Raw genomic sequence first — 24944 nt, 5'->3', positions numbered from 1 at the left:
TGGTCCGTCTCGCACGAGGAGGCACAGGCCCGTCGCCGAGGAGAGATGTGGTGGTGCCAAGACCATAGTTCCTGGCCTGTTTCCGGCATGCTTCCGGCTCTCGTCAGGACGCCGGTGGTCCCGGAGAAGCGACCGTTGGGGTCGCTTCTCCGGGACCACCGGGTGCCGCACGCGGAGGGTGATGGCGCGGACTCCTCCGACGGGCGGAGAGGGCGGGGCCGGCAGGGCTGCGCGGACCGGGCCGTCAGCGAGTGAGGGCGTCGGCCGCGGCCTTGACCTGCGGGCGCACCGGGGTCAGGCGGGTCAGCTGGGTGACGTGGCGCGGCTCGAGCTCGTCCAGGCTGGAGACCCCCAGCAGCTTCATGGTGCGGATGACCTCGTCGGAGAGGATCTCGATCATGCGGTCCACGCCCTCGCGCCCGCCGGCCATGAGGCCGTAGAGGTAGGCGCGGCCCACGAGCCCGAACTTGGCCCCCAGGGCGACGGCGGCCACGACGTCGGCGCCGTTCATGATGCCGGTGTCGACCATGATCGTGGCGTCCTTGCCGACCTCCCGGACCACCTCGGGCAGGAGGCGGAAGGGGATGGGGGCGCGGTCGAGCTGGCGCCCGCCGTGGTTGGACAGCAGGACGCCGTCGACGCCCAGGTCGATGAGGCGCTTGGAGTCCTCCACCGTCTGCACGCCCTTGATGACGATCTTGCCGGGCCACATGGAGCGGATGACCTTGAGGTCCTCGTCACTGATGGTGGGGTCCATGGCGTTGTCGAGCAGCTCGCCCACGGTGCCGCCGGTGGACTTCAGGGAGGCGAACTCCAGCTTGGGCGTGGTCAGGAAGTCGTACCACCACCACGGGCGGGGGATCGCGTTGAGGACGGTCCCGGCCGTGATCTGGGGCGGGATGGAGAAGCCGTTGCGCTTGTCGCGCAGGCGGGCCCCGGCCACGGGGGTGTCCACGGTGAACATGAGGGTGTCGAAGCCGGCGGCCGCTGCGCGCTCGACCAGCCCGTAGGAGATCTCGCGCTGGCGCATGACGTAGAGCTGGAACCAGTTGCGCCCGCGGGGGTTGGCGGCCTTGACGTCCTCAATGGAGGTGGTGCCCAGGGTGGACAGGGTGAAGGGGATCCCGGCGGCGCCTGCGGCCCCGGCCCCGGCGACCTCGCCCTCGGTCTGCATGAGGCGGGTGAAGCCGGTGGGCGCGATGCCGAAGGGCATGGCGGAACGGCCGCCCAGGATCTCGCAGGAGGTGTCGACGTCGACTGCCGGGCGAAGGATGTCGGGGTGGAACTCGATGTCGCGGAAGGCCTGGCGGGCGCGGCGCAGGGAGACCTCGCCCTCGGCGGCGCCGTCGGTGTAGTCGAAGGCCGCGGCCGGGGTGCGGCGCTTGGCGATCTTGCGCAGGTCCCAGGTGGTCAGTGCGGCGTCGAGGCGTCGACGCTTGGGGTTGAGCTCGGGCGTCTTGAAGTGGAGCAGCTCGAAGATCTCGCTCGGGTTGGGCAGCTGGCGCTTGACCATAGGAACCTCATCAGTGAGTCGGATTCTGGACGCTCCGCACGTCGCGGAGTGCTCGTGGGAGGCGACCGGCCCCCATGGCCATCCCTGAGGCCCACGAGCCACCTCATGCTATGGGACAAAGGTCACTGAAGCAAGGTTAGCCTAAGCAATCCTTGCGATAGTGGGAGATGGTCGTTGTGGCTAGGACGGTGGGGTTGGTCCACCGAAGCGCTGGAGTCCGCTCGTTGGCGGGGACATTCTGCACGGTCGGGTGCGTGCGGCTCCGGACGGAGGGTCTTGCGCCCCAACGGCGCCGAATGTCCCCACCCGGCCGACGGGCTGGTTGGATCTCGGTAGAGTCGGATCGCGGACCGTTTATGTCCGGGTGGTGCCCGGGGAAGTGAAGGAGGCGTTGTCATGCGTCGTCGTTTGTTCGTGTCGGCCTCGGTGCTGGCGGCCGTTGGTGTTCCGGTGGTGGCCGCCTGTTCGCGCTCGTCGAAGAAGGCTGCGGGAATTGCTTCCTCCGGGTCACCAACAGGAACGCAGTCGGGTTTCAAGGCCTTGGACGGTCGTGTGTCGGGTCATCGTCTGACGGTTGAGGTCTCGCCGTTGGTGCGGATCGACGACTCCACGACGGCCCTGTCCATGGTGCTCTCGCGTGCTGCTGACGACGCGGACGGTAGTGACTTCTCCTTCGGGACGGTCATGGGGTACATCAACTTCGCCGGAGACTGGCGCTATGGTGTGACCAGCACCCGCCTGATCGATACGGCCAAGGGGCGTGCGTGGACCTCCGTCTCCACCATGAGCAAGGAGCGGCTCGCCATCAAGCCCGGTCAGAGCGTTACCACCTATGTCGCCTTCGGTGCGGTCGACTCCGATTCCGTCACCGTCCTGGTTCCTCAGACCGGTTTCGTCACCGTTGATGTCATCAGTCGCGACGAGGTGTCCAGGACCGGTATTGACCTCAAGGCCATGGAGACGGCGGTCAAGGATGACAAGCGGGTCACCGAACAGGCTGCGGCCTCACCCATCGAGATCAACTCCTGCACGGTTGACGGTTCGCTGGGTGCCCGTACCGGGAGCAAGGACGTCACCATCGTGATGGCTTCTGATGTCACGTTTGCCTCGGACTCGGCGGATCTGGCTGCGGCGGCCGAGGCTCAGCTGCAGACCGTGGCGGGTCAGATCTCCCAGTATCCCGATGGTGGGACGCTGACTATCGTGGGGCATACTGACGACGTCCAGGATGACGCCTACAACCAGGCCCTCTCCGAGAAGCGTGCCAACGCGGTCAAGACCCGTCTGGGGCAGCTCACCAGCCTGGACAAGTGGAACCCCTCCGTCACTGGTAAGGGCGAGTCCGAGCCCCGTGTCTCCGGCACTACTGACGAGGCGCGGGCCGCCAACCGGCGCGTGGAGATCACCCTCACCCCCACGGGCGGTACTGGTAGCAGCACGAAGCGCGGCGGATTAGGGAACGGCACTGGCAGTGCGACGCCGTCGGCCCAGGCCTCGTCTGGTGGTGCCTCCCTGCCTGAGGCCAAAGGGCCTGTCGGCAAGGGGGCGGAGGGTGTCACTGTCAAAAGATCTGATGGCAGTGGTCAGCTGACGATCAGCCTGGACCACGTCACCCGTGCCGGCGGCTACCTCCTGGGGGAGGTGAAGGTCGTGGCCGTTGATGGTGACACCTCGGCGTCGGACTGGTTCCACGACGTCGACTCCGGGGGTATCTTCTCCAACTCCCGCAACGAGGACTCGGCCTCAGTCCAGTACACCCTCTCCCATGCCTGCGACGGTCTCGCGGTGGTCGCAGGGGATATGCAGGTTCTCCCGGCGGACTACGTGCCCGGCGGGAAGGACACGCACTGGCCACTGGCCGACTTCAATCTCGCGGAGAAGCTTCAGGCCGGTACCGCCATGACCGTTGCCGTCGTCTGGCCCGATCCCGGTGGCGATACCATCACCGTTGACCACCAGAGCATCAAGAAGGGCAACGGCTCCTACGCCTACCGACTCACCGACATCCCCGTCAAGGACAGCTGAACCGGAGCCTGCCGACGGGCCGGGGCTACGCCGCTCGGGTGCGGCCGGCCAGGTTGCGCAGTCGCGCCCGCGCGCCGTCGTGGCGCAGGGCCTCCAGCTCCTCGACGAAGGTGCGTCGGAAGCGGTCGTTGGTCGCCAGGCCTCCGAAGATCCCCTCGTGGGAGATGAAGGCGGTGCCGTGGCCGGCCCGCTGCGCGGCCGCCAGGTGCTGTAGCTCCTCGGCCAGGGGATCGTCGACGACGATCCTGCCACCGTTCTCGTCGAGCCCCTCCGAGCCCAGTGCCCACGCGGCCACCATCGCCGTGCCCAGGCGGATCGGCCCACCGGCGGTCAGGTTGTCCCGCACCGTTCCCAGGACGAACCGCGGCAATCGGCTGGAGGAGTCCCGTGCCAGACTCAGGAGCGTGCGCGCGATCGCCTTGTTGGTCAAGCGCCTGAAGAGCGTGCTGATGTAGTCGTCCAGGTCGATCCCCGGCACCGAGCGCAGTGTCGCGCGCGCCTCCCGCTCAAGGTAGGCCCGCACCCAGGCGGCGACCATCGGGTCCGCGACGGACTCGTGTGCGTACTCCATCCCCAGCAGGCGCCCCCAGTGGGCCAGGCCCTGGTGGGCTGCGTTGAGCAGGCGCACCTTCATGAGCTCGTAGGGGGAGATGTCGTCGACCATCTGCACTCCGACCTCCTCCCACGGGGGGCGCCCGGCGGGGAAGTCGTCCTCGATCACCCACTGGGTGAAGGGCTCGCAGACCACCGGCCAGACGTCCTCAACGTTGACTCCGCGCCGGAGGTCGGCAATATCGGCCCGTGTGGTGCGCGGGGTGACGCGGTCGACCACACAGCGGGGGAAGGCGACACTCCCGTCGATCCAGTCGGCCAGCTCCGGGTCGCTCATCGCCGCCTGGGAGATGACCGCATTGCGCGCCACCGCCCCGTTGCCGGGCAGGCTGTCGCAGCTCATGATCGTGAACGGCGCGATCCCGTTCTCCCGACGCCGCCGCAGTGCCTCAACGATGTAGCCGAAGGCGGTCGTCGGCTCGCCCGGGTGCTCGGCGTCGTGGACGGCCCCGGGGGCGAAGGTGCGGAACTCGCCCGTGGTGTCATCGATGTTGTAGCCGTCCCAGGTGAGTGTCAACGAGACGATCCGGGTGGTCGGCGCGCTCAGGAGGGCCAGGACCTCCTCGGGGGCGTCGGAGGCGAGGCGGTAGTCGTGAATGGAACCGATGACCGCCGGATCGCACAGTCCACCGGGGTGCTTGCGGATGAGGGTGTAGAGGTGGTCCTGGCTCTCCAGCGCGTCGCGCATCCGTGCGTCCTCGGGCAGTAGTCCGACACCACAGATCCCCCACTCCAGGCAGGATCCCCCCGGAGTGGTGGGCTCAGCACCGTCGTGGGGGCCGGCCCCGGCGCGCCTGCGCATGAGCCTGTCGAGATAGGCGGCCTCGTGGGCACGATGAAAGCCACCCACGCCGATGTGGACGATCCCGGTCGTCATGGCGGAGCGGTCGTAGTCGGGGGCCAAGGGCGATTCAGTCAGTGAGGTGGTCAAGAAGAGGTCCTTTCCGCGCTGCCACCAGTCAACCCCGCCTCCTTGGAAAACCGGTGTGCGCCCGCCCCGGAGTGAGCCTCACCGGGCCTGCCCGTCCTCGCCTCAGTTCGCTGAAGTCCTTGCGGGAGCGGAGAAAACGCAGAAGAACTCCGCGCCGCCCGGGCGGTGTGCCATCGGGCGACGCGGAGTGCGGGTGCGGTTGATGAACCTCAGTGGGCGATGACGACGCGCAGGTTGCGCGGGCCGTGCACGCCGTTGACGCGCACCAGCTCGATGTCGCTGGTGGCCGAACCGCCGGCGATCCACGTCATCGGACGCGTGGGGTGCTCGCCCAGGACATCGACGGCCTGCGGCACCGTCGGCATGATCGCCTCGCGCTCCAGGACCACGACGTGCTTGTCCGGCACCAGCGAGATGGCCCGGCGGCCCTGGTCCGGCTCGCCGTCGAGGACGATCGTCCCCGAGATCGAGATGCCCACGCGCGAGCAGGTCAACACGGCGTCGATCTCATTGAGGTCGAGGGTGGCGATGGCCTCCTGGCGGGAGTCCTCCACCACGGTGCGGCCGTTGCGGGCCGCCGCCTCCTTGTATGCCTCGGGCAGCCCGGTGGGGACGACGACGGAGCGCGCCTCACCGAGCAGCTCGTCAATGGCATCCAGGATCGCCGCGTCCTTGGGGGCGACGATGACCTCGGCCGAGTAGTCCTCGAGCTTCTCGATCATCTCGTCAACCACGGGCTTGGAGCCGGGGGGATTCTCCCCGGAGCGGATGTAGTTGCGCGGGATCGGCCCCACCGGGCGGGTCTGGGACCGCGAGATCGCGTCGTGGGCGCGGGCCAGGATCGCGGACTTCGCATCCATCACAGCTCCTCCTCGCTGGTCGAGCCGGCCGGGGCCTGGGTGGCGGGTGCCTCCGGGGCGATCGGCTCAGGGTTGATGATGGCCGAGCGTGCGTCCAGCGCGGCCGGGGCGGGCTCGCCGTCGGCGCTCGCGCTGCCGGACACCGGCTGACCGGGAGGCGGTGGCGGGTCGGCCGGGAAGCCGTCTGCGTAGCCGCGGCCGGCCCGGGAGTCGGCGATCTGGCTCAGGGGGGTCTCGCCCTCGGGGTGGGTACGCCGCCACCACTGGCGGAAGGTCTCCGAGGGGGCCACCGGCAGGTCACGCGCCCCGGTCCACAGTGAGGCCGGGAAGGGCAGGGCGCCGATCTTGCCCTCCTTGCCGCCCAGAAGCGCCGAGGCCTTGACCGTCTGCGAGGCGGCCTCCCACAACGAGCTCTTCGACATCACCGGGGCCGAGACGTTCATGGCCACGTCCCACACGTCCGGCACCACGCGGCGCTTGACATCCACGGAGCGGGCCCGCAGGTGGACGAGGATCGTGGGGATGTCGATCTTGACCGGGCACACCTCGCCGCAGGCCCCGCACAGGGAGGAGGCGAAGGGCAGGGTGTGGACCGGGTCGTCGTCGGCCAGCCCCTGCGTGAGCTGGGGGGTGATGATCGAGCCGATCGGGCCGGGGTAGACCGAGCCGTAGGCGTGCCCGCCGGTGTGCTGGTAGACGGGGCAGATGTTCATGCACGACCCGCAGCGGATGCAGGCCAGGGCCTGGCGGCCCACCGGGTCGGCCAGGGTCTTGGTGCGCCCGTTGTCCATGAGCACCAGGTGGAACTCCTTGGGGCCGTCGCCCTCGGTGACACCGGTCCACATGGAGGTGTAGGGGTTCATGCGCTCACCGGTGGCCGAGCGCGGCAGGAGCTGGGAGAAGATCTCCACGTCCTGGAACCGGGGCACCAGCTTCTCGATCCCCATGAGGGTGATGAGCGTGTCCGGCAGGGTCAGGCACATGCGCCCGTTGCCCTCGGACTCGTAGATCGAGACCGTGCCGGTCTCGGCCACGCCCATGTTCGTGCCGGAGACGGCCACCGAGGCGTGCAGGAACTTGTTGCGCAGGTGCGAGCGGGCCGCGGCCGTGAGCTCCTGCGGGTCGTCGGAGAGATCCGCCGGGGCGTCGTCCATGCGGTCCAGGAAGATGCCGCGCACCTCGGAGCGGTTGCGGTGGATGGCGGGCACCACGATGTGCGAGGGCATGTCGTCGGCGAGCTGGACGATCATCTCGGCCAGGTCCGTCTCGTGGGCGGTGATGCCCCGGTCGGCCAGGTACTCGTTGAGGTTCGTCTCCTGGGTGGCCATCGACTTGACCTTGACGACGTCGTCGACGCCCTTGGAGGCGATGATGTCGGTGATGATCCGGTTGGCCTCGGCGGCGTCACGCGCCCAGTGGACGATCCCGCCGCGGGCGGTCACGTTGGCCTCGAACTGCTCCAGCAGCTCGGGCAGGCGCGAGGCGACCTCGAACTTGACGGCCTCCGCGGCGTTGCGCAGGTCCTCCCAGTCGGGCATCTCGGCCACGCGGTCGGCGCGCTTGGAGCGGATGGTGCGTGTGGCGTGACCCAGGTTGCGTCGCATCTGGGTGTTGGCCAGCGTCTTGTGCGCACCCTCGGGGAAGGTGTGTCCCCAGCGCAGCGTGTCCTCGGGCTGCTCGACCTCGGTGCGCCAGCCGCCCGTGTGGGGCATGCCCAGAAATACCTGTGTCATCGTGCCACCGCCTGTGTGTGCTGGACGTGCTTGGGAGCGAAGGAGATGTTGCCCTCGAAGGGCGCATCCTTGGTGGAGGCCAGGATCTCGGCCAGGTGCATGATGCGTACCCCGGAGTTGACGCGCGACAGGCCACCGCCGATGTGCATGAGGCAGGAGTAGTCGCCGGCGCACAGGACCTCGGCGCGCGTGGACATCACGTTGCTCATCTTGTCGGCGAGCATCGCGGTGGAGGTCTCGGAGTTCTTCATGGAGAAGGTGCCGCCGAACCCGCAGCAGACCTCGGCGTCGGGCAGGTCGATGAGGGTGAGGGCCTCGACAGCCTTGAGGAGGCGGTAGGGGCGGTCGGCGACCTTGGCGATGCGCAGCGAGTGGCAGGTGGGGTGGTAGGTGACCGTGTGGGGGAAGTAGGCGCCCACGTCCTCGGTGCCCAGCACGTCGATGAGCAGCTCGCTGAGGTCGTAGGTGTGCGCGGCGATCTGCTCGACCCGCTTGGCCAGGGCCGTGTCGCCCACGTGCTCGGCCACGAGCTCCTGCTCGTGGCGGGCCGCGCCGGTGCACGAGCCCGAGGGGATGACGATCGCGTCCCACTCGCCGTCGAGGACGGGGGAGAAGGTGTCCACGTGGTTGCGGGTGATCTTGGCGGCCTGCTTGAAGTAGCCGGTGTTGGCGTGCATCTGGCCGCAGCAGACCTGTCCCTCCGGGAAGCAGACCTGGTGGCCGAGCCGCTCCAGGATGGTGACGGTTGCCTGCGCTGCCTGCGGGAACATGGTGTCCGCAAGACAGGTGGCGAAAAGGGCGATTCGCAAGATATGCCTCCACGACGTCGTAGCTGAGACTGTCACGAGGACCGCCCGGACTTACCTGCGTTCGGAGCAGGACGTGATGCGGCCTCGGCTGCGTCTCAGGCTACGGCTCGGCGGTGGCACTCATCTGACGACGACGCTCTCCCGGTCGGTTGGTTCCGCTCTCCGAGGTGGTTTTCCCTTGAGGTGGCAAGGATCTGTGTGGGGTGAGGGTGGGCTGAGCAGGGGGTGTCCGCGGCGTGTGGGAGGTAAGTCCTAGACGCGGATTGCGTCATGCATCACTGTCCTTATCCGTGACCGGGCTCGGGGAGGCCCCGGCGGGAGCGAGACCACCGCCGTCGAGGACGTACTTTTGCTGCGAGAACGCACCTTCATGGCGAGGACTGCGTCTGCCGGCGGGATGCAGGTGCCGGGGCGCAGTCGTCGGTGGGAGAACGTAGTTCTCGGGTGAGAAGTAGGTCTCCGATTGGTGCGGCTAGCCCAACAGGCCCAGGGCGCCTGCGCTGCGCCCGGCGAGGTGGAGGCCGAGGATCGCTGCGATCCACAGGAGGGTGACCTTGGCCTCGTACTCCAGCCTGGGGGCGATTCTGGCCAGCTTGGGTAGAAAACGCTGCCCCAGCGTATCGGCCAGGACGAGCAGGACGAGGGCGGGTGCGATCATGACCAGGCAGTACAGGATCAGGGTGACGATCCGTCCCGGCCAAGCCTCTGGTGAGGAGGCGATGATCCCGGTCGCCGCGATGTAGGGAACCATGGTGGCGGCTTCGGCGAGTGAGGCTCCCAGTCCTAGAACGACCATCGCCCCGGCCGAGGCGGGGGTGGGTCGGCTTCCCAGAGAATCCGTTCCGGGCTCGGGCCTGGCCGGGTCGGGGCCGAGGATGCCGAAACCCGCCAGCACCACGCCGATGACGAGGGTCGCCCACTGTGCCGTCTCGGTGCGGGCCAGGTGTGCCGCGGCGGAGCCGATGAGGTCGAAGCCGGCCACCAGGGCGATCCCGAGGCCGAGGTACACCAGGCACACGGTGGTCAGGTAGATGGTCATCGGTCCGCGGTCCACGCGACGGCTGCGCACGACGAGAGCGATCGGGATGACCAGCGTGCCCAGGCTGGTGGAGTCCAGCAGGGCGAGTCCTGCGAGTGTGGCGGCGTGCTCCATGGGGTACCTCGCTCGTTGGCCGACTGTTGTCGTACGACCGTATGACGGTTCTCGTACGATCGTATGAGGAATGGTCTGGCGAGGCAACTGCCGTAAAGTGCCAGGGGAGCCTGCGGTGGTGACGGTGGAAGGTGGCCGTGAAGGTGCTGAGGTGAAGAACGACGGAGGAGAGCGTTATGGACCAAGAGACGAACCGGCAATCGGGCCTCGCCTCCCCAATGTCGCCGGCCGCGAGCATGACCGCTGACGCCACCATTGCCATCATCGCCGAGGAGGGCTTCGACCGAGTCAGCGTGCGCAGTGTCGCGGCCCGGCTCGGAGTCGCCCCGGGCACAGTCCAGTACCGCTCGCCGAGCCGGCGAACTCTGCTGACCGACGCCCTCGTCCGCTCCGTCCAGCGCCAGGCCGGCCGTGTGGTCTCTCATGAGGTCGACCCCGCGCAGCCGGAGACCCTGGTGAGGGCTCTTGCCGAGCTTCTGCCGACCGGGGCCGTGCAGCGCGAGGACGCGGCTGCCTGGGTCGCCTTCGGTGCCGCCGCATCCACCAGGCCCTGGCTGGCCGATCCCTACTGGGAGGCGCTCCAGATCATGCGCACCTGGGTCGAGGGCATTCTGGCGGACGCTCGGAAGGCCGGTCGTATGCGCGTGGACCTGTCACCCGCCGAGGGGGCGCGCCTGGTGACCGCCGTCGTCAACGGGCTGACCCTCGACCTGCTCAACGCCCCGCCAACGGAGTCTGACGAGGTGATCGGCCAGCTGCGCTCGGGGCTGGGCCTGATCCTGCGAGGCCTGTGAGACCCGCGCAACCTACGACGGTGCCGTCGGCCGTGAGTGCCGTCGAGGACGTACGTTGAGGCGTGAGGGCCGTGATCCGGGCATCCGTCCTCGAGCCCAAGGCGCGTCCTCGTGGAAGCGCCGGGCTCAGCCGGCGGACCAGGCCCCGACCCCGAGCTGGCCGTGGCTGTTGCTGCCGGTGGTGACGACGCCGCCATCGGCGCGCAGCCCCACGGTGTGGGCCGCGCCCGCCGCAATGGCCACGATGTCGCGCCACTGGCTCACCTCGCACTGACCGGACTCTGATCTGCCTGCTGCGACGACGGTCCCATCGGCCCTGAGTCCGATGCTGTGGTAGCTGCCCGCCGCCACGGCGGTGATATCGGTCCAGCGCTCGATCCCGGCCCAGAGCTCCGGACGTCCGGCTGCGTGAACAGTGCCGTTCTTCAGCAGCCCCAAGGTGTGGAGGTAGCTCGCGGATACCGCGCGCATTCGGCGCCAGTCGTGAACCTCGCACTGGCCCGCGGTGTTGTTGCCGGCTGCGCAGACGCTCCCGTCGGCACGAACGGCCACCGTGTGCCAGTCGCCGCAGCTGATACCGGTGATCTCGCGCCAGTGGTCAACCTGCCGTTGCCCCTCGGCGTCGCGGCCGGTGGTCACCAGCGTCCCGTCGATGCGCAGTCCTGCGCTGAATCGCCATCCTGCGGCGACGGCGACGACGTCCCGCCAGTCCCGGACGTCGCACTGCCCCTGCGCGTTCCAACCGCAGGCCAGCACCGTTCCGTCGTCGCACAGGCCCAGCGTGTGGGACCGGCCGGTGTTGGCGGCCACATGGACGCTGCCCGCCGCGACGGAGATGACGCCTCGCCACTGCGAGACCCGGCACTCTCCGGCACCGTCCGCTCCGACGGCGACCACCCGTCCGTCGGGGAGGCATCGGACCGTGTGCCGGCGTCCAGCAGCCAAAGGAGCATGAGTCATCACGAAGTCCTCCTTCGGTCTCATCCCAGCAGAACCGCCCGGCTTTCGCCACCGACGCCGTCGTCGAGAACGTACCTTTGCGGTGAGGACTGCGTCTGCCGGCAGGATGCTGGTGCCGGGGTGCAGTCGTCGGTGGGAGAACGCAGTTCTCGGGTGAGAAGTACGTCCCCGATCCGACGTCGGAGGCTGAGCACACGCACTGCGCCCCCGGAATCGCGAAGGATCCGGGGGCGCAGTGCGCAGTAGCGAGAGTCAGTGGCCGGCAGCCTCAGACGCCCAGCCCCACCTGGGAGGCCAGGAACACGAGAGCGCCCAGCACCAGCAGCAGCCCGATGGAGTAGGGCGCCGCCTTCTTGAGGATCTCGGCGTCCGTACCGGGGGCGTCGACCGCGGTCGAGGCGATGGCCAGGTTCTGCGGGGAGACGATCTTGCCCAGGCCGCCACCGATGGTGTTGGCGGCCAGCAGGATCTTCGGATCGAGCCCGGCCCCCTGGGCGGCGGTGGCCTGCAGGTTGGCGAACAGGGCGCCCGCGCTCGTCGCCGAGCCGGCCACGGCGGTTCCCACCCAGCCCAGAGCCGGGGAGAGGAAGGCGTAGGCGGCGCCCGTGGCGGCCAGGGCCGCACCGATCGCGGAGGTCTGGCCGGAGAAGTTCATGACGTAGGCCAGGGCCATGACGGCGGCGATCGTCAGGATCGCCATGCGCAGCGTGTAGCAGGTCTTGGCCAGCGTGGCGAAGCCCTTGCCCACGCTCATCTCGAACTTGCCCGGCACCGAGCGCGCCGAGTAGATGAAGGTGACGATGATGGCGGTCAGGAAGATCCAGGTGCCCGGGTTGGACAGGGTCTGGAACGTGTAGATGGCGCTCTTGGAGGCCTCGCCCTTGGCGGTCAGGAGCTGGCCGTACACGCCGGGCCACTTCACGGGCAGGTCAGTGGCCTTGAAGACCTTGTCGAGATTGACGCCCAGGGTCCACAGCTTGGTCGTGGCGATGATGACCACCACCAGGATGTAGGGCAGCAGGGCCAGGATGACGCGCTCGCGGTCGGGGGCGTCGTCGGCAGCCACCTGGGAGCGGTACTCGTCAGGGGTCTTCGGGGTCCACACCAGGAGGAAGACGTAGGAGGCGGCCAGCCCCAGCAGGGAGGCCAGCACGGCGGTGAGCTCATAGGAGATCGAGGGGGTGAAGAAGTGCCCCACCCCGGTGGCCAGCCCCGCCACGATCGCCAGCGGCCACAGCTGCTTGACGCCGCGTGCGCCGTCGAGGATGAACAGCAGGAGGAGCGGGATGAAGGCGCAGAACACCCAGGTCAGGTGCCCCATGGCGGTCGCGACCGTCACCGGTTCCTCGCCGCCGAGCTTGCCGGCCGTCGTGGTGGGAATGGCCATGGCGCCGAAGCCCACGTTGATGGCGTTACCGACCATGACGACGACGGCAGCCTTGAGCTTGGGCAGGCCCAGGGTCGCCACCATGGCGGCGGCGATCGCCACCGGGGCGCCGAAGCCGGCCAGCCCCTCCAGCAGACCACAGAAGGAGAAGGCCACGATGAGGGCCTGAGCGCGCATGTCGCCCTTGCCGATCACATTGAACACGGCCTTGAGGTCCATGGAGCGACCCGAGACATCAGTGAGGTTGTAGAGCCACACGGCCGCGATAATGATGTAAATGATCGGGACGAATCCCAGGGCCATGCCCTGGGTGGCGCTCATGACCGTCATACCCACCGGCATGTGGAACAGAACGACCGCGGTGAAGGCCGCGATCACCAGGGAGATGATGGCGCACCAGTGAGTGGCCACCTTGAACACGCCCATGAGGACGAAGAACACCACCAGCGGCAGCAGGCCCACTGCGGCTGTGAGGTAGACGTTGCCCCCCACGGCGGTGGTCGACGGCGTGAAGGCGGCGGGCAGTCCCGCCAAGGCTGGGGCGAGCGGTGCCGGATGTATTGGCAGGGCTGACAGGACGGCTGGCGTCATGGCTACTCCACTGTGAGTACTGATGGGGTCGTCCAGGTCGCGAACGGGGCTGGGCTGGCAGCCGTGTTGTTACGTCCTGGGTACTAAGGCCCAATGATCATGCCACGGAGACGGTGACTTGTGCACCATATGAGGTGGCCGCGTGCCGTCTTGTCGCGGCCTTCCAGGCGAAAGTGGGGGTGCGGGGCGCGGTGCCCGAGGTGGCGCCGAGTGTGATGGCGTTCGGGAACCGCGTGCGTAAGGCGCCGGCGTCGTGGTGCGTACCGGTGGCCGGTCGGCTCAGCGCCTGCGGGTGCGCCGGGGCACCAGTCGGGCCGAGTTGAGGATGAAGGCGGACTCGGAGACGACGTGCACGAGGGCCGCGGCCACCGGCCCCAGCAGCCCCAGCCCGGCGGCGATCATGCCGACGACGTCGACCACCACTGTGCCCACGAAGTTCACCATGATGATGCCCCGGGCCCGGCGGGCCACCCGCACGGTCTCGACCAGGTCGGCCGGTGCGGATCCCACGAGCACCACGTCCCCGGCCTCGCGGGCCACGTCCGTGCCGGTGCCCATGGCGATGCCGACGTCGGCGGCGCCCAGGGCGGGGGCGTCGTTGACGCCGTCACCCACCATGGCCACGCACTTGCCCGCCCGGCGCAGCGAGTCGATGACCTCCTCCTTGTCGGTGGGCAGCAGGTCGGCGCGCACCTGATCCTCGGTCAGGCCGAGCAGGCCGGCCACGTGGCGTGCGGAGGCGGCCGAGTCGCCGGTGAGCATGAGGACCTCCAGCCCCATGTCACCCAGGTCGCGCACGGCGGTGGCCGCCCCCTGACGCAGCCTGTCGGCCAGGGCGATGGTGCCCAGGAGCTGTTCGTCGGCGCGCACCTCCACCACCGAGGTGGCCGACGGGGCCTCCGGGTCGGACTCGGTGCTCAAGGCGATGGCCTCGTCGTCGCAGCGGGAGGTGTCCCGCTCCGGTCTGTTCTCCTGCCCGTGGCAGCGCCCCACGGTGATCCGGCGCCCTTCGATGCGGGCGCTCACGCCGGCTCCGGGGGAGTAGACGACGTCGCCCGGTACCGGCACCGTCAGGTCGCGCACGGCGGCCTCGGAGTAGATGGCCCGGCCGATGGGGTGCTCGGAGTTCCACTCCGCCGCAGCCGCCAGGGCCAGCACCTGGTCCTCCCCGGCGGCGGCCTCGGTGGGGCTGACGCTCACGACCCGCGGTGCGCCCACGGTGAGGGTCCCGGTCTTGTCCACGACTACCGTGTCCACTGCGGAGAGCTGTTCCAGGTGGGTGCCGTCCTTGACGAAGGCCCCGCAGCGGGCGGCGCGGGCGATGGCCGCCAGAACAGCCAGGGGAGTGCCTGCGGCCACCCCGCAGGCCCCGGCCACGATGATGACCGAGATCGTGGCGCGCACGTCCCTGGTCATCAGGAAGGTGACGAGGGAGGCCGCCAGCGCCAGGTAGACGATGCGGGCCGCCAGCTTGTCGGCCAGGCGCTGGACCGGTGCGCGCGACGACTGGGCGTGGCGCACCGCCGCCACGATCCGTCCGTAGGAGGACTCCTCCCCGACCCGCTCCACCTCGAGCTCCAGGGCGCCGCGGGTGATCGACCCGGCGGGGACCCGGTCGCCCGGCCCGACCTGCACGGGCAGCGCCTCCCCGGTGATCCGGGACTGGTCGACGTCGACCCGACCGGTGCGCACGACACCGTCGACCGGCACCCGACCCCCGGGGCTCAGGACGATGACCTGCCCCGGGCGCACCTCATCCAGGGGGACATCGGTGGTCCCGGAGGACTCGGCGGACTCGGCCGACTCAGGGGTGGCCACCACCCGCGCGGTCTGCGGCAGGAAGGACATGAGATCGGTCAGGGCGTCGCGTCCCCGGTCCATGGACAGATCCTCGAGGACCTCGGCGCACAGCGCGAAGACGGTCACGGCCAGGGCGGTGACCCACTCACCGATGACGGCGGCCGCCACGATGGCCAGCAGCATCGACAGCTCCATACTCATGCGCCGCTCGCGCAGATCGCCGGCCGCCTCAACGAGGATCGGCCAGCAGCCCACCGCCAGCGCCACCGCCCCGACGGCGCCCACGGCCCAACCGGGCGTGCCGACCGCACTCGCGATCCAAGCGCCCAGGGCCGCAATCCCCACCACAACGATGCGCACGATGTCGGCCCACTCGATCCGGTCGAGGATGCGCTCGCCCGGGCGGGCGCCGGAGGATCCGCCGGCACCGGAGAGCTCGTCGGGCTCATCGACGGGCAGTGCCGGCGTCGAGGCCGACGGGGCCGAGACACGTGAGGACACGTGGGCGGTGGGTGGATGAGCCGTCATGCAGGGACTCCTCGCAAGGGGGACGGGAAGGACTCCACGGAGCGGGCCGGAGAGCGCCACCCAGGAATCTACCGACCATTCAAGCGGCTCGACAGTGTATGAGAGGACTAGTGACGCAGAAGGGCGCCGTCGACAGGCCCGTGGGGAGGCGGGACCCGTCGGCGGCGCCCGGGATGCTAGGCGCTCACCAGGCGGTTGCTGGCGCAGCCGCCTGAGTGCTGCCGGATGTCACTCCTGCACGACTACTCGACCACGTCCTCGTCGACCCAGTCCAGGGTGCGCTGGACGGCCTTGTTCCAGTTGCGGAAGAGCCGCTCGCGCTCGGCCTCCTCCATGGCCGGCTCCCAGCGCTTGTCCTCGGCCCAGTTGTCGATGACGTCCTGGGTTCCTGACCAGAAGCCCACCGCGATGCCGGAGGCGTAGGCGGCCCCCAGCGCCGTGGTCTCGGCGACCTTCGGGCGCACCACGGGCACACCCACCTGGTCGGCCTGGAACTGCATGAGCAGCTCGTCACGGGTCATGCCGCCGTCGACCTTGAGCTCGGTGAGGGCGTGCCCTGAATCGGCGTTCATGGCCTCGAGGACCTCGCGGGTCTGGTAGGCGGTCGACTCCTCCACGGCCCGGGCGATGTGCGCCTTGTTGACGTAGCGGGTCAGACCCACCAGGGCGCCGCGGGCGTCGGGACGCCAGTGCGGAGCGAACAGCCCGGAGAAGGCCGGCACGAAGTAGGCCCCGCCGTTGTCCTCGACGCTGGAGGCCAGGGCCTCGATGTCCTTGGAGTCGGCGATGATGCCCAGGTTGTCGCGCAACCACTGCACCAGTGAGCCGGCCACGGCGATCGAGCCCTCCAGGGCGTAGACGGCCGGCTCGTCCCCGATCTGGTAGCACACGGTGGTCAGCAGCCCGTTCTCGCTGCGCACCGGGGTGGTGCCCGTGTTCATGAGCATGAAGCAGCCGGTGCCGTAGGTGTTCTTGGCCTGGCCCTTCTCGAAGCAGGCCTGCCCGAAGGTGGCCGCCTGCTGGTCGCCCAGGATGCCGCTGATGGGGGTGTCCACCAGCAGGCCGTTCTTGCGGCCGTAGCCGAAGACACCGGAGGAGGGGCGGATCTCGGGGAGCATGGACATGGGGATACCCATGTCCGCGCAGATCTCCGGGTTCCAGTCCAGGGTGTCGATGTTCATGAGCATCGTGCGCGAGGCGTTGGTGACATCGGTGGCGTGCACACCGCCGTTGACCCCGCCGGTGAGGTTCCACAGCGTCCAGGTGTCCATGGTGCCCATGAGGAGGTCGCCGGCCTCGGCGCGCTCGCGGGCGCCCTCGACGTTCTCCAGGATCCAGGCGACCTTGGGGCCGGCGAAGTAGGTGGCCAGTCCCAGGCCGACGCGGTCCTTGTACTTGTCCGGGCCGTCCTCGCCTGCCAGGCGGTCGCAGATCTTCTGGGTGCGGGTGTCCTGCCAGACGATGACGTTGTAGACGGGCTCGCCGGTGTTCTTGTCCCACACGACGGCGCTCTCGCGCTGGTTGGTGATGCCCACCGAGGCGATCTCGTGGCGGTTGATCTGCGCCTTGACCAGCACCCCGCCGACGACGGAGCGAATGTTGTCCCAGATCTCGTTCGCGTCGTGCTCGACCCAGCCGGCGCGCGGGAAGATCTGCTCGTGCTCCTTCTGGTCGACGGCGACGATCCCTCCGTCGTGGTTGAACAGGATGGCGCGTGAGGAGGTCGTACCCTGGTCGATGGCCAGGACGTACTTCTTCTCAGTGCTGTTGGGGCTCAAAGGAATGTCCTTTCACTGCGTTGTGAGGGGGCGGTGGTGAGGGCTGCGCTCGGCAGCGATGATGTTGATGCGGTACGAGGTCGTGCGGGCTCAGAACAGCCCGGCGAAGTGGGGGACGATGAGTCCGGCGGCGACGGCGCCGATGATCGGGCCGACGACCGGGACCCAGGAGTAGGCCCAGTCCGAGTCGCCCTTGCCGGGGATCGGCAGGAGGGCGTGGGTGATGCGCGGGCCCAGGTCACGGGCCGGGTTGATGGCGTAGCCGGTGGGGCCGCCCAGGCTCATGCCGATGACGACGATGACCATGGCCACGGCCAGTGGGCCCAGGCCCGAGGGGGTCTTGCCCGAGGCGAGGATCCAGGCCAGCAGGACGAAGGTGCCCACGGCCTCGGTCACGACGTTCCAGCCGTAGGAGCGCACCGCCGGACCGGTGGCGAACACGGCGAGCTTGCTGGCGGCGTCGGCCTTCTGGTCGAACTGCTTCTTGTAGGACAGCCAGACGGTGGCGGCGCCCGCCATGGCGCCCACCATCTGGGCGGCGAAGTAGACGGGGATGGTGGTCGCCGTGGCTGGGATCCCCTCGGCCAGGTCCCGTCCGGCGACCGCCAGGCCGATGGTCACCGCCGGGTTGAGGTGCGCGCCGGTCTTGTAAGCGGCGTAGACACCCACGAAGACCGCCAGTCCCCACGCCATGGTGATGACGATCCAGCCGCTGTCCTTGGCCTTGGAGGTGGGCAGCAGGACACCGGCGACGACGCCGCAGCCCAGAAGAATGAGGAGAAACGTCCCCAGAGCCTCCGAGGCGAAGATCTGGGTCAGGGTCGCAGACATGTGCGGCTCTCTTTCTGCACGACGATGTGCGGGTCTATTCGGGACTGCGAGGTCCGGTTTGTTGGTGGAGGGTGGTCGCGGTGCCCGCCTCCGCTGGAATCTGCGGGCACCACGGGGATCCCGCTGGCCGAGCGGTACCGGGTGCGGTCCGCCCGGCCAGCAGGAGACTAGATCGGTTCGGTGATGTGTGCCACTGCGGCGGCGTCGGTCAGCTCGGCCTCGGCCGCGGTGATCTGGGCCACGCGCTGGGTGTAGGCCTCCTTCTGGGCGGCGACGTCATCCTCCGACCAGTTCAGCAGCGGTGCCATGATCTCCAGGATCTCGTCGGCGGCGGCCAGGCCCCGGTCGCGGCGCGAGAAGTCCAGGCGCACCCGGCGCAGCAGGACGTCGTCGAGGCACTCGGCGCCCTCGTGGGTGACGGCCCAGGCGACCTCGGCGCGCAGGTAGGTGGGGGCCTCCGCCAGCGGCTCGCCCAGGCGCTCCTCGGGGCCGGCGGCGTCGATGGCCTCCAGCAGGGCCGGGGTCTCGTCACCGTAGCGGTCCAGTAGGTGGGTGACCCGCTCCAGGGTCCAGCCGCGCTCGCCGGCGATCCGCCCGGCCCGCTTGGCCAGGGCGTGGTAGCCGGCCGCACCCACCAGGGGCAGCTCCTGCGTGGCGCAGGGGTGAGCGTGGGACAGGGCCTCGCCCAGGGCATGGTCGACGGCGTCGGCGGCCATGACCCGGTAGGTGGTCAGCTTGCCGCCGGCGATGGCGGTCAGCCCCGGGGCGATCCGGGTGACCGTGTGCTCGCGGGAGACCTTCGTGGAGGCGGCCTCCGCGCCCGGCTTGAGCTTGGGCTGGAGCAGGGGGCGCAGGCCCGCGTAGACGCCGATGATGTCATCGCGGGTGATGGGCCGCGACAGCACGGAGTTGGCGTGCTCGAGGATGTAGTCGACGTCGGCGGCGGTGGCCACGGGCTTGGAGACGTCCAGGTCCCAGGGGGTGTCGGTGGTGCCGATGACCCAGTACTCGGGCCAGGGAATGATGAACAGGACGGACTTCTCGGTGCGCAGGAAGACTCCGGTCTCGGCGTCGATGGCCTCCTTGGGGACCACGATGTGGATGCCCTTGGAGGCCAGGACCTTCAGGCCGCCCGCGTCGGTGGCCAGGTCCTGGACGTCCTCGGTCCACACGCCGGCGGCGTTGATGGTGCGCTTGGCCCGGATCTCGTGGGAGGTGCCGGTGGCCAGGTCGGTGACGCGGGCGCCGTGGACGTGGCCGCGCTCGTCGGTGAGGAAACCGGTGACCTTGGTGCGGTTGGCGGCCAGTGCCCCCAGGCCGACGGCGGTGCGCACCAGGTCGATGACCAGGCGGGCGTCGTCGACCCGGGCGTCGAAGAAGCGGATGGAGCCGGCCAGGCCGCTGGTGTCCAGGGAGGGGGCGAGTGCGGAGGTGCCCTTGCGGCCCAGGTGACGCTGAATCGGCACGGTCTTGCGGCCGCGGGCGCCGGCCAGGGCGAGGGCGTCGTACATGCCCACGCCGACGGCGGAGTAGGAGCGCTCGTAGTGGTGCTTGAGCGGCCACAGGAAGGGCTGGGCCTTGACCAGGTGCGGCGCGGTGGTGCTCAGCAGGCGGCCGCGCTCGGTGAGGGCCTCGTGCACGAGGGCGAAGTTGAGCTGGTAGAGGTAGCGCAGGCCGCCGTGGACGAGCTTGGAGGACCACGAGGAGGTGCCCGAGGCCCAGTCGCCCATCTCCACGATGCCGGTGCGCAGGCCACGGGCCGCGGCGTCCAGGGCGATGCCTGCACCGGTGACGCCTCCACCGACGACGAGCACGTCCAGGCCCTCGGCCGAGGCCATCTCCTCCAGGGCGTGCTCGCGCTGGGCGGCGTTGAGCGCGGTGTCCTGGATGGGGGCGGGGTAGGAGGGGGAGGCGGGGCCGGCCGGCCCCGAGCCGCGGGTGGAGGACTTCTTGGAGGAGGGCTTGCGGGTGGAGATCATGGCTCCTGGGCTCCTACGTGTCGTGAGGTCGAACTGATGAGGCTGTACGGGGACGGTCGGCGTTGACCGGGGTGCCGGACCGGGTGCAGGCCGAGTCCCGACTTCCGGTGCCGGGGCCCGCTGCGTTCCGTCGCGCTCGCACGGCCCTGCTGTGGTGGCGGACACCACTGTCCGTCGTGGGTGGGAGAATGCGCAAGGTGCGTGCACTAATGTGCAGATGGCTTTCGAGGTATCCACAAGAATGTCCGCTTATCCGTGCGGACAGTCCTCCTCGCCAGGACATCCGATGTCGCACGCGGGAGGATCGTGCCCCCGCTGTGTGGAACAGCCCCGTCGTCGACGGGAGGAGAAGGAGGATGACGTGACTGGCAGAACCGCTTCTGACGCGGCCGGGAGCGCGGCGAGCGCCGCCGCCCCCGGCGGCCTCCTGCGTGCCTATGAGGCGGCCTCCATGTACTACGTCCAGGGCGAGACGATGGAGGTGATCGCCCACCACCTGGGGGTGTCGCGCTCGACCGTCTCCCGGCTCCTGGCACGTGCCCGCCAGGAGGGCGTCGTGCGGGTCAGTCTCGTCCAGCCCGGTGGCGCCGGCTCCCTGGAGGGGCGGATGGCGCAGGTCTTCGGGGTTCGCACGCATATCGTCCCGGTGCGTGAGGGCACCACGGAGATCCACCGTCTCCAGCAGGTCGCCTCCGTCGCCGCCGCGCACATGGTCGACCTCATCGAGACCCTGGCCGAGCAGAGCGGGTCCGCTGCGGCCGATGCGGCCGGCCAGGACGTTGGTGCCGGGGGAGTCGTCGTCGGTGTCGCCTGGGGCACCACCATGTCGGAGGTCAGTGCCGCCCTGCCCTCGCGCTCGGTCCCGGGACTGACCGTCGTCCAGCTCAACGGCGCCTCGGATCCCGTGCGTGAGGGGCCCAGCGCCGGTGAGGTGCTCTCCCGGATGCGCCTGTCGCTGGGGGCGCGCACGATCTCCTTCCCGGTGCCGGCCTTCTTCGACCATGTGGCCACCCGTGAGGCCATGTGGTCGGAGCGCTCGGTCAAGCGGGTCCTGTCGGTGGCGCGGCGCGCGAGCCTGGCCGTCTTCGGCGTCGGCGCCCTCGATGCCCTCAATGGGGCACTGCCCTCCCAGGTCTACGAGGGCGGCCACCTCACCTCCCGGGACCAGACCGTCCTGCGCCGCCAGAACGTGGTGGGGGACGTGTGCACCGTCCTGCTGCGCTCCGACGGCTCCTGGCGCGACATCACCCTCAACGCCCGGGCCACCGGACCGACTCCCGCCCAGCTCGCCCGGATACCACGACGCCTGTGCGTGGCCGCAGGGACCGGGAAGGCCCGCGCCCTGCTGGCCGCGCTGCGCGCCCGGACCGCCACCGATCTCATCGTCGACGACGCCACCGCCCGCGCCGTCCTGGAGCTCGCCGAGGCCCGCGGCCAGACCGGGGGCGGTTCTCGATGAGCCGCGAACGTGGCAGGATGTGGGCCCGGATCGCGCTGCGGTCTGCTCACGGCTCCGACGTCGCCGGTGGTGCACCGGCTCGTGGGGCGTAAGACCAGAACTGAGCCCTACTGAATGCGGACGACGATGAACAGCACTGCTGTCATGACAAATGAACACCTGCCCGCCGGCCGGGCGACACACCGGGCCGAGGTCTACGGGGTTGACGGCTCGCACCGCATTCTGCGGCCGGCGCGCCCGGCGGACGTGCGCGCCATCGCCGAGCTGGTGCGCCCCTATGCCGAACGCCGCGTCCTGGTCTCCAAGGACCTCATCTCCTACTTCGAGGACATTCAGGAGTTCATCGTCGCCGAGGAGATCCCCGGCGTCGTCGGGCATGGTGGAGGAGATGACGGAGAGGCCTCGGCCACACCCAGGATCGTGGGCTGTGGGGCGCTGCACGTCATGTGGGACGACCTCGCCGAGGTGCGCACCCTGGCCGTCCACCCCGACGCCGTGGGGACCGGTCTCGGCTCGGCCATTCTGCGCGAGCTCATTGCACAGGCCCGGGAGATGGGACTCAAGCGGGTGTTCTGCCTGACCTTCGAGGAGCCCTTCTTCGGATCCCACGGTTTCGAGCCGATCGAGGGCACCCCGGTGGGCGCGGACGTCTTCTCCGAGATGCTGTGCTCTCACGACGACGGCCTGGCCGCGTTCCTCGACCTGGCCCGGGTCAAGCCCAACACCCTGGGCAACGCCCGCATGCTCCTGCACCTGTGAGCAGATCAGGCTGAGTGGCCGGGCCGAGCGGGCCGGTTGCGTTGCGACTGGGTGCGCAACGGGCGCGATCCTTCGGACGAGCAACCGACAATCGTGTGACAGCCATGCGACAACCGTGGAGGAGCACCCATGATCCGCAACGTTCACGAACGCGTCATCAACGCCCCACTCGAGCCCCTGGGCGTCCTGCTCGACGGGCTCGGGCAGAAGGATGATCGCCTCTGGCCCTCACAGCACTGGCCGCCGATGGTCCTGGACCGGCCTCTGGCGCTGGGAGCTGATGGAGGGCATGACGACATCTACTACTACGTCAGCGAGTACGAGCCCGGCCGGCGAGTGCGGTTCACCTTCCGTCCCCGCACGGGGATCATCGGTGCCCACGAGCTGAGTCTCGACGCCCTGGACGAAAGGCGCACGCGTATCCGCCACGTCCTCATCGGCCGTACCCGCGGAGCCATGCGTCTCCTGTTCCCGGCCGTGGTCGAGCCTCTGCATGACGCCGTCGTCGAGGACCTCTTCGACAACGCCGAACGTGAGACCACCGGCACGGTCATCCGTCCTGCGACATGGTCCCCGAGGGTGCGCGTGCTGCGCCGCCTCGCCCGTGGCAGGTAGCCATCACGGACTGTTCAGGGTGATGGGGAGTTCTGCCTGGGGCTGCCGCGGGGCCGAGTCGGTAGCCTGACGAGGCCTTGTCGCGTTCCTGCGCATCCGAAGCCCCCTTGAGGACAGTGCTCATGAGTCAGCCACCGGTCAACGGTCCCTACGGCCGGCCGTTCCAGCCCGACCAACCCGGCCGGTACGGCGTCACCTCCCGACAGAGCCAGTATGGCCGACCCGGTCCTCAGGTCCAGTACGGCCAGGTCGGCGCCGACCAGCCGGCCTATGGCGCTGCGGGCGGTCAGCAGCCGACGGCGTCGCCCCCGCAGCCCGAGTACCGGCCCTCTCAGCTCGGTCCGATCCCAGTCGAGCAGGACAAGGTCGTGCTCAAACCCACGGCGACGCTCGCCAGCCGCATTCAGCTCCTCGTCGGTGGCGGTTTCGGGCTGGTATGCCTGACCGGAGCGGTATGGAACCTCATCTACCTCGGTGATGAGGGAACGATCACTGCATTCGTCATCCTGCTGCTGCTCGGGGTGTTCCTGGTACTCGGCGTCCTGCTTCTCATGTCGGTGCACACGGTGCTCGACGCCACCGGCATTCACGTGGGGGCTGGCGGCAGGGGCCGCGACATCCCCTGGCCCCGGTCGCGCACGGGCCTGTTCGTCAAGGTCTCCGGTGCGCCTGCGGCCCTGAGTGCCACCGCCGGCAGACCCCAGATCCGCCATGCCGAGGCCTATGTCGTCGACAATGACGGCAAGGCCATCGCCCTGACCGGCCTGAGCTGGTCCGGGTTCAGCGGCGAGGCGCTGGAGCGCAAGGGGGCCGCCGAGCTGGACCGCATCTGGTCCTGGGCTCTTGCCCGCGGATACGCCCAGGAGACGGGGGAGTACGTCGAGCTGAGCGGCGTCCTCGGCATCCAGCAGGGACTCCGGGAGCGTCAGGAGCGCCGACAGGGGCTGAGCCGTCCCTGAAGAAGGAGGTTGTCACAATGCCCGAGAGCTCCGGGCGTCGTGGCACCTGACGACACCGGTGCGGTGCTGATGTCAGCTGGGCGGACGCCTGCGACCTGCCAGTCCGCCCTCATCGGAGCCTCCAAGCCGTTGCCGCTACGGTGTCCCCCGTGCCCGACCGCCCCTCCTCTGATGACACGATTACTGCCGCGTTGTCGGCATCGCCCTTGCCACCCGCTGATCCGGCTGAGCCCTCGGCGCAGGACGTCATGGCCTGGTATGACGCCCACGCCCGCAATCTGCCGTGGCGCCGGCCCGGTACGACGCCGTGGGAGGTCCTGGTCTCGGAGGTCATGAGCCAGCAGACCCCGGTGGCCCGCGTCATCCCCGCCTGGCAGGAGTGGATGACGCGCTGGCCCGGCCCCACCGAGCTCGCCCAGGCCCCCACCGCCGAGGTGCTGCGGGTCTGGGGACGCCTGGGCTACCCGCGCCGGGCCCTGCGGCTCATCGAGTGCGCCCGCAGCGTCGTCGAGCAGCACGGCGGCGTCCTGCCCGACGATCTCGACGCCCTCCTGGCCCTGCCCGGGGTGGGGGAGTACACGGCCGGCGCTGTCCTGGCCTTCGCCCACGGTCGCCGCGCCCTCGTGCTGGACACGAATGTCAGGCGGGTCCTGGCCCGCGCCGTCGGAGGCCAGGCCCTTCCCGCCCCCAGCCTCAACCGGGCCGAGCGCGAGCGGGCACTGAACCTGCTGCCCGACGACGACCCTACCGCCGCTCACTGGTCGGTGGCCGTCATGGAGCTCGGCGCCCTGGTGTGCACCGCCCGCGAACCGGACTGCGGCGCCTGCCCGTGGCAGGCGGGCTGCGCCTGGCTGGCTGCCGGCCGCCC

19 protein-coding genes are annotated in these 24944 nt (G+C 69.6%); 7 read left to right on the top strand and 12 right to left on the bottom strand.

Annotated features, from left to right (window positions below; all coding sequences use genetic code 11):
* Positions 1-244: 244 nt before the first annotated feature.
* Complete coding sequence (locus RIV12_RS09150) at positions 245-1513, bottom strand: alpha-hydroxy acid oxidase (RefSeq protein ID WP_075418157.1); 1269 nt, start codon at positions 1511-1513, stop codon at positions 245-247.
* A gap of 552 nt (positions 1514-2065) precedes the next feature.
* Here RIV12_RS09150 and RIV12_RS09145 point away from each other — a divergent pair.
* Positions 2066-3538, top strand: a complete 1473-nt coding sequence (locus RIV12_RS09145; protein ID WP_309323357.1) for an OmpA family protein — start codon at positions 2066-2068, stop codon at positions 3536-3538.
* A 25-nt stretch (positions 3539-3563) separates the two neighbouring features.
* Here the strand turns inward: RIV12_RS09145 and RIV12_RS09140 are convergent, their stop codons facing one another.
* From RIV12_RS09140 to RIV12_RS09120, 5 genes are all read right to left on the bottom strand, one after another.
* Positions 3564-5081: a mannitol dehydrogenase family protein gene (locus RIV12_RS09140; protein WP_428978929.1), complete on the bottom strand. Its 1518-nt coding sequence runs from the start codon at positions 5079-5081 to the stop codon at positions 3564-3566.
* Between the two features lie 209 nt (positions 5082-5290).
* Complete coding sequence (locus RIV12_RS09135; RefSeq protein ID WP_309323310.1) at positions 5291-5941, bottom strand: LutC/YkgG family protein; 651 nt, start codon at positions 5939-5941, stop codon at positions 5291-5293.
* Entirely contained in the window at positions 5941-7674 is a 1734-nt protein-coding gene (locus tag RIV12_RS09130) for a LutB/LldF family L-lactate oxidation iron-sulfur protein (RefSeq protein WP_075418161.1), read from the bottom strand. Before RIV12_RS09130 ends, RIV12_RS09135 begins: the two co-directional genes overlap by 1 nt.
* Positions 7671-8483 (bottom strand): (Fe-S)-binding protein, encoded by an 813-nt coding sequence (locus tag RIV12_RS09125; protein ID WP_075418162.1) that lies wholly within the window; start codon positions 8481-8483, stop codon positions 7671-7673. Before RIV12_RS09125 ends, RIV12_RS09130 begins: the two co-directional genes overlap by 4 nt.
* Before the next feature lie 472 nt (positions 8484-8955).
* Entirely contained in the window at positions 8956-9636 is a 681-nt protein-coding gene (locus RIV12_RS09120) for a GAP family protein (RefSeq protein WP_309323308.1), read from the bottom strand.
* Between the two features lie 176 nt (positions 9637-9812).
* Here RIV12_RS09120 and RIV12_RS09115 point away from each other — a divergent pair, with 176 nt between their 5' ends.
* The gene (locus RIV12_RS09115; protein ID WP_309323306.1) at positions 9813-10430 is read left to right on the top strand and encodes a TetR/AcrR family transcriptional regulator; all 618 of its coding nucleotides are present in this window, start codon (positions 9813-9815) and stop codon (positions 10428-10430) included.
* A 126-nt stretch (positions 10431-10556) separates the two neighbouring features.
* Here the strand turns inward: RIV12_RS09115 and RIV12_RS09110 are convergent, their stop codons facing one another.
* The 6 genes from RIV12_RS09110 to RIV12_RS09085 form a co-directional block, all read right to left on the bottom strand.
* Positions 10557-11390: an RCC1 domain-containing protein gene (locus RIV12_RS09110; protein WP_309323304.1), complete on the bottom strand. Its 834-nt coding sequence runs from the start codon at positions 11388-11390 to the stop codon at positions 10557-10559.
* A gap of 268 nt (positions 11391-11658) precedes the next feature.
* Entirely contained in the window at positions 11659-13368 is a 1710-nt protein-coding gene (locus RIV12_RS09105; RefSeq protein WP_075418165.1) for an L-lactate permease, read from the bottom strand.
* 279 nt (positions 13369-13647) lie between these two features.
* A complete protein-coding gene (locus tag RIV12_RS09100; protein WP_309323302.1) occupies positions 13648-15696 on the bottom strand; it encodes a heavy metal translocating P-type ATPase in 2049 nt (682 codons plus the stop codon).
* 242 nt (positions 15697-15938) lie between these two features.
* Positions 15939-17474 carry a glycerol kinase GlpK gene (gene glpK / locus RIV12_RS09095; RefSeq protein WP_075418166.1) on the bottom strand — a complete coding sequence of 512 codons (1536 nt, stop codon included), beginning with the start codon at positions 17472-17474 and terminating at the stop codon, positions 15939-15941.
* A gap of 90 nt (positions 17475-17564) precedes the next feature.
* A complete protein-coding gene (locus tag RIV12_RS09090; protein ID WP_309323300.1) occupies positions 17565-18305 on the bottom strand; it encodes an MIP/aquaporin family protein in 741 nt (246 codons plus the stop codon).
* A gap of 167 nt (positions 18306-18472) precedes the next feature.
* A complete protein-coding gene (locus RIV12_RS09085) occupies positions 18473-20284 on the bottom strand; it encodes a glycerol-3-phosphate dehydrogenase/oxidase (RefSeq protein WP_309323298.1) in 1812 nt (603 codons plus the stop codon).
* 361 nt (positions 20285-20645) lie between these two features.
* Between RIV12_RS09085 and RIV12_RS09080 the strand changes: the two genes are divergently transcribed.
* The 5 genes from RIV12_RS09080 to RIV12_RS09060 all read left to right on the top strand — a co-directional run.
* Positions 20646-21743 (top strand): sugar-binding transcriptional regulator, encoded by a 1098-nt coding sequence (locus tag RIV12_RS09080; RefSeq protein ID WP_075417395.1) that lies wholly within the window; start codon positions 20646-20648, stop codon positions 21741-21743.
* Positions 21744-21869: 126 nt separating this feature from the next.
* Complete coding sequence (locus RIV12_RS09075; protein WP_075417413.1) at positions 21870-22502, top strand: amino-acid N-acetyltransferase; 633 nt, start codon at positions 21870-21872, stop codon at positions 22500-22502.
* A gap of 129 nt (positions 22503-22631) precedes the next feature.
* The gene (locus RIV12_RS09070; RefSeq protein WP_309323296.1) at positions 22632-23117 is read left to right on the top strand and encodes an SRPBCC family protein; all 486 of its coding nucleotides are present in this window, start codon (positions 22632-22634) and stop codon (positions 23115-23117) included.
* A 122-nt stretch (positions 23118-23239) separates the two neighbouring features.
* The gene (locus tag RIV12_RS09065) at positions 23240-24076 is read left to right on the top strand and encodes a hypothetical protein (protein ID WP_309323294.1); all 837 of its coding nucleotides are present in this window, start codon (positions 23240-23242) and stop codon (positions 24074-24076) included.
* Positions 24077-24225: 149 nt separating this feature from the next.
* On the top strand, positions 24226-24944 hold a 719-nt coding region (locus tag RIV12_RS09060; RefSeq protein WP_309323293.1), incomplete at its 3' end, for an HhH-GPD family protein.

The organism is Actinomyces stomatis, from assembly GCF_031292835.1.
Classification (GTDB): domain Bacteria; phylum Actinomycetota; class Actinomycetes; order Actinomycetales; family Actinomycetaceae; genus Actinomyces; species Actinomyces stomatis.
This window is presented reverse-complemented; position numbering and strand designations above follow the sequence as displayed.